This is a genomic window from Mycobacterium sp. TH-M103 (assembly GCF_057473785.1).
This window is the reverse complement of record NZ_JBYCLG010000234.1, coordinates 1-7,429: the sequence shown is the minus strand read 5'-3', so window position 1 is coordinate 7,429 and position 7,429 is coordinate 1. Positions and strand designations below refer to the sequence as shown.

Genomic DNA, 7,429 nt, shown 5'->3' with positions numbered 1-7,429 from the left:
GCACCACACCAAGCACCACGCCACGTACGTCAAGGGCGCCAACGCCGCTGTGGAAAAGCTCGAGGAAGCACGCGCCAAGGAAGATTTCGCCGCGATCTTGCTGTACGAGAAGAACCTGGCGTTCAACCTGGGCGGTCACGTCAACCACACGCTGTGGTGGAAGAACCTGTCCCCGAATGGCGGCGACAAGCCAACCGGCGAACTGGCCGCCGCCATCGACGAGGCGTTTGGGTCGTTCGACACGTTCCGCGCTCAGTTCAACGCCGCTGCGACCACGGTGCAGGGCTCGGGTTGGGCGGCCCTGGGCTGGGACACCCTGGGCAACAGGTTGCTGATCTTCCAGGTCTACGACCACCAGTCCAACTTCCCGTTGGGCATCGTTCCGCTGCTGCTGCTCGACATGTGGGAGCACGCTTTCTACCTGCAGTACAAGAACGTTAAGGGCGACTTCGCCAAGGCGTTCTGGAACATCGTCAACTGGGAGGACGTCCAGTCGCGCTACGCCGCCGCGACGTCGAAGACCAAGGGCCTGATTTCGGGCTGACTCGCCTTCCCGGGCTGGGGCGCCGCGCGATCGCGCGGCGCCCCGTGCTTTTTCGGGAATGACGAGATCGCGGGCGGTGGTTGCCGTGTCGAGTTGCAACGCGCCGAAACCGCAGGCATGCTGAAGTATTCGAGCTACCAGCGTGGTTATTTCGAAACGGACGCGCACGGAGGTCGAGATGGAAGCCGGATCGGGTGGACCCATAGGGATTTCTCCCTTCCATGCTCGCGGTGCCCTGAAAGGGTTTGTGATCTCCGGGCGTTGGCCCGATTCGACAAAGGAATGGGCCCAGCTCCTGATGGTCGCGGTGCGCGTCGCGTCGCTACCCGGATTGCTTTCCACCACAACGGTGTTCGGTGCCCGCGAGGAGTTGCCCGACGAACCCGAGCCGGGCACGGTCGGTCTGGTCCTGGCCGAGGGCACCGTCTTCGGTGAATCGGCCATCCAGCCAGGCTATTTCGCCGACCATCAGCCCCCCGCACTGCTGATGCTGCATCCCCCTTCCGAAACCACCCCATCGCTGCCGGAATGCACCGGCGCGGCGTCGGGATGCGTCCTGTTGCCGGGCCTGCCGTACCTAGGGCTCGAGCACCGGGCGGCGTGGGTGGAAGCCGAGGCCGACGGGACGATCACGTCGATGGTCAGCCGCGTCGGCGTCGACCCCATCAGCCATCCCGACACCGCGATCCTCGCGATGCTGCTCGCGGCGTAGGGACGGTCGCACCTTTCGGCAACCGCTGTTGCGGGGCCGCCGGTTCGTTCGGATGGTGGACCGCGGCGCCCGAGCCGCCAGGCCCGAAGCCCGGCGAGCGCCACCGCGTCCGCGCCGCGGGTATGGCTACCGGCAAATACCCAGGATCAGGCGCTCGGCATGGCGGCGCCCGACGGACGTTTCGTCCCCGAACCCGCCACCCGCTCCGGAGACGGCCACGGGCGGTACTCGCCGGTGGGGCCGTCCTGCTCGGTAGCCGTAACCACAGTGACACCAGAGGCTTTGTGCGTCTTCGCGCACCGTCCCACGGGCGGGCTGGTCCGATCCCGCAGCAAAGCCTTGCCTTCATGGCTCACCGGGCGCGGCCGGTTGCGGTGATTTCGTCCGTCACCATCGTTCAGGCCAATTTGCGAAACACTCCGGCGGTCCCGGACCACGCCGGTCCGCGGCCCCGATCCTGCGGATAACCTGTGAACTTAGTGGAATTGGTGGACAGGCGCGAGGAGAGATTGGAGGCTCGAAGGGTGCAGGGCGAGTGGTCGCCGAGGCAGGCATCAGCGAATCGCCGCACGTTTGCCAACTGAATGCGTATGTCGACCCCGGCTACCATGATCAGCAAATACACCTAGGAAACAGTCACTTCTACAACCCCGTGGAGGTCATATCGATGAGCACGACGTTTGCTGCCCGGCTGAACCGCCTGTTCGACACGGTCTATCCGCCCGGCCGCGGACCCCACACCTCGGCGGAGGTGATCGCCGCCTTGAAGTCCGAGGGCATCACGATGTCGGCTCCCTACCTGTCCCAGCTACGTTCGGGAAATCGCACCAACCCCTCGGCGGCGACGATGGCCGCGCTGGCCAACTTCTTCCGCATCAAGCCGGCCTACTTCACCGACGATGAGTACTACGAGAAACTCGACAGAGAACTGGCGTGGATGGCCGCGGTGCGCCACGACGGGGTGCGCAACATCGCGCTGGCCGCCGTCGAGCTCTCCCCGGAGTCCAAGCAGGAACTCTTGGCGCGGGCGCACGAGCTGCGCAACGCGGACCGGATGGCCACCGCGGAACGCCTGGGCGCCTAGCCACGCCAACACCTGCGCAGCCTGACCTGGCGGACTGCCGCAGGTCCATCCCCATTAGTGTTGGCTCATGGGCCTGTTCCGCAAACGAAAGAGTCGCGCGACGCGTCGCGCCGAAGCCCGGGCGATCACGGCCCGCGCCAAGATGGAGGCCAGGCTCGCCGCCAAGAACGAGGCCCGCCGCATGAAGGACGATCGGAAGTCCTCCGAGAAGGCCGCGGCCAAGGCGCTCAGGGCACAGATCAAGGCTCAGCGCGACAGCGACCGGACGGCGTTGAAGGTCGCCGAGACGGAGCTCAAGGCGGCACGCGAGGGCAAGCTGCTCTCGCCGACGCGGATTCGGCGCGCGCTGACGGTGTCCCGGCTGCTCGCACCGGTCCTCACGCCCGTGCTCTACCGGGCTGCCGTGGCCGCGCGGGCGGTGATCGACCAGCGTCGCGCGGACCAACTCGGCATCCCGCTGGCGCAGATCGGCCAGTTCTCCGGGCGCGGAGCCCAGCTGTCGGCCCGCGTTGCCGGATCCGAGAAGTCCCTGCGCCTGTTGCAGGAGAAGAAGCCGAAGGACGCCGAGACGAAGCAGTTCGTCGCCGCGATGACCGAGCGGCTCACCGATCTGTCGGCGGCCGTCCTCGCCGCCGAGAACATGCCCGCCGCGCGGCGCCGGGCGGCCCACGCCGCGATCTCCTCGCAGCTGGACGGTATCGAGGCCGACGTGATGGCCCGCCTCGGACTGGCCTCGGTCTGAGATGTCCCTGCCCCACGGGCGTGCGGCCCACGCCGCCGGCGCCGCCGCCTGGTTGAGCCTGTTGCTGGCCACGATGGCCGCGTTGGTCACGACGGCAACGCTGCAGGCCCCGGTCGCGCTGGCGCACGCGACCCGGATCTCCGCGGATCCCGCGGACGGCGCCGACCTCACGGCGGGGCCCGACCGGGTGAGCGCCACTTTCGACGAACGGCTGCAGCCCGCGTTCGCGGCAATGACGGTGGTCGGTCCCGACGGCAACGTGTGGTCCACCGGAGACCCGGAGGTGCAGGGTGCGGTCGTCGGCATCGCGCTGCGCCCGCTCGGGCCGGCCGGGACGTACACGGTCAACTACCGGGTGACCTCGGCGGACGGCCACGTGGTGTCGGGATCCTGGTCGTTTCGGCTGACGGTGCCGGGCACCGGTACACCGGAGCCGGCCGCGGTCCCCCACCGGGGCGGCGGCAGCCCGCCGTTGTGGCCGTTCGTGGTGGTGACGGTGGCCCTCGTGGCCGCGGGCGGCATCTGGGCGGTCCGCCGCAGGCCGTGAGCGGCGCCGGTGTGGCCCAGACGCCACCGGACCTCCTGGCATGATGGGACGAGAGTAATTTTCATGCGCGACGAGCATGGCGCAAAGGAGCGGCCGCATGGCAGACCCGCAAGAGCAACCCGATCACCAATCCGACGGCGCGCCGACGCCGCCGGAGAAGGCACCTCCTGCCAAGGCGGCCAAGAAGACCGCGAAAGCTCCGGCTAAGAAGACCCCCGCCAAGAAGGCGCCCGCCGCGAACGCAGCGGCCAAGAAGGCCCCCGCCAAGAAGGCTCCCGCCAAGAGCCCGCCGCCCCCGGAACGGCTGCAGGAGCCGGCCGGGCAACCCGTCGCGGCGGCGCAGCGGGCCGAAACCAACGGTGACCTCGCCGCAGCCGCCAAAGCTGTCGCCGCACAAGCGAAGTCCGCGGTGGAATCCGCACCCAACCCGGTGTCGCGCGACATTCCGGCGCCGGCCCCGGGACAGTCCCCGGTCCCCCTGATCGTCGCGGTCGCCCTCGGCCTGCTGGCCATCCTGTTGATCCGCCAGCTACGCCGCCGCTGAGGTGACCGTGGAATTCCGGCCCACCGCCGACCTCGTCGATGAAATCGGGCCCGACGTGCGCAGCTGCGATCTTCAGTTCCGCCAGTTCGGCGGGCGCCCGCACTTCGCCGGAACGATCAGCACCGTGCGGTGCTTCCAGGACAACGCGCTGCTCAAATCCGTGCTTTCCGAACCGGGCGCGGGCGGTGTGCTGGTCGTCGACGGCGCCGGTTCGCTGCACACCGCGCTGGTCGGAGACGTCATCGCCGAACTGGCCCGCTCCAACGGCTGGGCCGGGCTGGTGATCAACGGCGCCGTCCGCGACGCCGCCGCCCTGCGTGGGATCGACATCGGCATCAAGGCGCTGGGGACCAACCCCCGCAAGAGCACCAAGACCGGGGCGGGCGAGCGCGACGTCGAGATCAGCCTCGGCGGGGTGACGTTCGCGCCCGGGCAGATCGCCTACAGCGACGACGACGGCATCGTCGTCGTCGCTGTAGGCGATTCCTAAACCGCTACGGGCGCGGGCTTTTTGGTGAACCGCAAGCCCTCGTCATCGATTTTGCCGTGCCGGATCAGCAAGATGTCGCGCAGGTAGTTCTGGTTGAGCCGCCACGGCTTGCGCGAGCCCTGCTTGGGCAGCTCGTCGAGCGAGCGCAGCACATACCCGGGAGTGAACTCCATGAACGGGCGCTCCTCGACATCGGACCCCGGGTGCTCGACCACCACGGTGTCAAACCCGTTGTCGTCCATGTAGTTCAGCACCCGGCAGGCGAACTCGGACACCAGGTCGGCCTTCAGCGTCCACGACGCGTTGGTGTAGCCGACGGTGTAGACCATGTTCGGCAGTCCGGACAGCATCATGCCCTTGTAGGCCATCGTCGTGGTCAGGTCCACCGGCTCCCCGTCGACGGTGACAGTCGCGCCGCCGAACAGCTGCAGGTTCAAACCGGTTGCGGTGATGATGATGTCGGCGGGCAGCTCCTGGCCGGAGTTGAGCCGGATGCCGGTCGGGGTGAACCGGTCGATGGTGTCGGTGACCACCTCGGCCCGGCCCTTCCGGATGGCGCGGAACAGGTCGCCGCTGGGCACCAGGCACAACCGCTGGTCCCACGGGTTGTACTGCGGGCCGAAGTGCTTCGCCACGTCATAGCCCTCGGGCAGCTGGCGTTCGACAAAGCCGAGCAGGATCTTGCGCATGCGCCGCGGCCACTTCCGGCAGGCGCCGTAGAGCGCCGCCTGGCGCAGCACGTTCTTCCAGCGGATGGCGGTGTAGGCCAGGGTGTCCGGCAGCAGGCGGTTGAGCCGCTCGGCCATCTTGTCGCGCTTGGGTTGGGAGACGATGTAGGTCGGTGAGCGCTGCAGCATCGTGACGTGTCCGGCGCCTGACTCCGCCAGCGCGGGAATCAGGGTCACCGCCGTGGCGCCGCTGCCGATCACGACGACGTTCTTGCCGGCGTAGTCGAGGTCCTCGGGCCAGTGCTGCGGGTGGATGATCGGGCCGGTGAAGTCTTGCGCGCCCCGGAACTCCGGGGCGTAGCCCTGCTCGTAGTTGTAGTAGCCGCTGCACAGGAACAGAAAGGTGCAGGTGATCGTGCCCGGCGTGCCGTTGTCGTCGATCTGCAGCGTCCAGCGGTTCTCCGCGTGGGACCAGTCGGCACCGAGCACCTTGTGGTTGAGCCGGATGTGCTTGTCGATGCCGTACATGGCCGCGGTGCCCTTGACGTAGTCGAGGATCGGCTTGCCGTCGGCGATGGCCTGTCGTTCGGTCCACGGGCGGAATCGGAAGCCCAGCGTGTGCATGTCGGAGTCTGAACGAATTCCCGGGTAGCGGAACAGGTCCCAGGTGCCGCCCATTGCTTCCCGCTTCTCCAGGATGGCGTAGCTCTTGGTAGGGCAGCGGTCCTGCAGGTGCCAGGCCGCGCTCACGCCGGAGATGCCGGCGCCGACGATGACGACGTCAAGGTGCTCAGTCATGCCGCTACGTTATCAACACGGTGTCGATTGCGTCAACGACATGTCGAAACTATCGACACCGTGTAAAGTCGCTGCCGTGACCACCACACGCCAGACGCGCGCCCTGCGCGGCCGCCGCGCAGCGCGCCCCTCCGGCGACGACCGGGAGCAGGCGATCCTGGCGACCGCCGAGCGACTCCTCGAGGAGCGTCCGTTCGCCGACATCTCGGTCGACGACCTGGCCAGGGGGGCGGGCCTGTCGCGGCCCACGTTCTACTTCTATTTCAAGTCCAAGGAAGCGGTGGTGCTCTCGCTGCTCGAGCCGGTGATCGCGCGTGCCGACGCCGAATTCGACGGCGCGGTGCAGCGGCTGCCCAAGGACCCGAAGCGGGTGTGGCGCAACGGCATCGACGCCTTCTTCACCGCGTTCAGCTCGCACCGTGCGCTGGCCCGGGCCGCCACCGAGGCGCTGGCGACCAGCTCGGAGCTGCGGGCGGTGTGGTTGGGCTTCATGCAGAAGTGGATCGACCAGACGGCGGCCATGATCACCGCCGAGCGGACCCGCGGCGCCGCGCCGGAGACCATCCCGGCCGCAGACCTGGCCACGTCGCTGAACCAGATGAACGAGCGCACCATGATGGCCGCGCTGTCGGCCGAGGTGCCGGCCGTCGACGAGGCCCGGGTCGTCGACACCCTGACCCACATCTGGGTAAGCAGCATCTACGGCGAACCGGAATAGTTGTCGCCGCCGCGTGCGAACACATGTTCGTGCGGTGTGAGGCATCCGTCCTGCACGCGGAATTGGATTCGTTCTACGCGTCGGTCGAACAACGCGACGACCCGGGGCTGCGCGGGCGCCCGGTGAGCATCGGGGGCCGCCGCACACGAGCGCCTACGCCCGCGCCAGCGAGCCCGTGTTCGAGATGTTCCGGGACTGCACCCCGCTCGTCGAGCCGGTCTAGGTGGACGAGGCGTTTCTCGACGACGCCGGGTTGCGCCGGGTTTCGGGGACGCCGGTCGACATCGCCGAGCTCGGCGAGTCCGCGCTGGCCTCGCTGGTGGGTGCCGCAATGGGCCGCCGGCTGTATGCCCTGTCGCGCAACGTCGACGAACGTGAGGTGGCCCCCGGTTTGCGCCGCCAGTCCGCGGGTGCGCAGCGGGCGTTGGGCCGGGCCGACACCGCGATGTCGCCTGTCCGCCTCGACGCGGTGGTGGTCAACCTGATCGACCGGATCACCGCCCGGCTGCGCGCAGCTGGCCGCACCGTGGTGCTGCGGCTGCGGTTCAACGGCATCGGGCGGGCCACCCGCTCGCGAACGTT

Annotated in this window: 9 protein-coding genes and 1 pseudogene; 9 read left to right on the top strand and 1 reads right to left on the bottom strand. The window is 68.5% G+C overall.

Features of this window, described 5'->3' with window-relative positions; all coding sequences use genetic code 11:
* The 7 genes from AC2VOR_RS13595 to rraA form a co-directional block, all read left to right on the top strand.
* A partial coding sequence (locus tag AC2VOR_RS13595) for a superoxide dismutase (RefSeq protein WP_486963940.1) occupies positions 1-544 on the top strand: 544 nt, incomplete at its 5' end.
* 178 nt (positions 545-722) lie between these two features.
* Positions 723-1,256: a peptidase gene (locus tag AC2VOR_RS13590; protein ID WP_369736333.1), complete on the top strand. Its 534-nt coding sequence runs from the start codon at positions 723-725 to the stop codon at positions 1,254-1,256.
* A gap of 667 nt (positions 1,257-1,923) precedes the next feature.
* Positions 1,924-2,340 carry a transcriptional regulator gene (locus AC2VOR_RS13585; protein WP_369736332.1) on the top strand — a complete coding sequence of 139 codons (417 nt, stop codon included), beginning with the start codon at positions 1,924-1,926 and terminating at the stop codon, positions 2,338-2,340.
* Between the two features lie 67 nt (positions 2,341-2,407).
* Positions 2,408-3,082 carry a DUF6474 family protein gene (locus AC2VOR_RS13580; protein ID WP_369736331.1) on the top strand — a complete coding sequence of 225 codons (675 nt, stop codon included), beginning with the start codon at positions 2,408-2,410 and terminating at the stop codon, positions 3,080-3,082.
* Positions 3,083-3,155: 73 nt separating this feature from the next.
* A complete protein-coding gene (locus AC2VOR_RS13575; protein WP_369741365.1) occupies positions 3,156-3,629 on the top strand; it encodes a copper resistance CopC family protein in 474 nt (157 codons plus the stop codon).
* A gap of 97 nt (positions 3,630-3,726) precedes the next feature.
* Positions 3,727-4,173, top strand: coding sequence for an Rv3852 family protein (locus tag AC2VOR_RS13570; protein ID WP_369736330.1), 447 nt, complete (start codon positions 3,727-3,729; stop codon positions 4,171-4,173).
* Position 4,174: 1 nt separating this feature from the next.
* Complete coding sequence (gene rraA / locus AC2VOR_RS13565) at positions 4,175-4,663, top strand: ribonuclease E activity regulator RraA (protein WP_369736329.1); 489 nt, start codon at positions 4,175-4,177, stop codon at positions 4,661-4,663.
* Here rraA and AC2VOR_RS13560 read toward each other — a convergent pair.
* Positions 4,660-6,129: a flavin-containing monooxygenase gene (locus AC2VOR_RS13560; RefSeq protein ID WP_369736328.1), complete on the bottom strand. Its 1,470-nt coding sequence runs from the start codon at positions 6,127-6,129 to the stop codon at positions 4,660-4,662. The genes rraA and AC2VOR_RS13560 overlap by 4 nt on opposite strands.
* Before the next feature lie 76 nt (positions 6,130-6,205).
* On the opposite strand from AC2VOR_RS13560, the gene AC2VOR_RS13555 reads away from it, so the two are divergent.
* On the top strand, positions 6,206-6,847 hold the full coding sequence (locus AC2VOR_RS13555) for a TetR/AcrR family transcriptional regulator (protein WP_369736327.1): 642 nt from the start codon (positions 6,206-6,208) through the stop codon (positions 6,845-6,847).
* Positions 6,848-6,870: 23 nt separating this feature from the next.
* Positions 6,871-7,429: pseudogene (locus tag AC2VOR_RS13550) on the top strand (Y-family DNA polymerase); the annotation flags it as partial.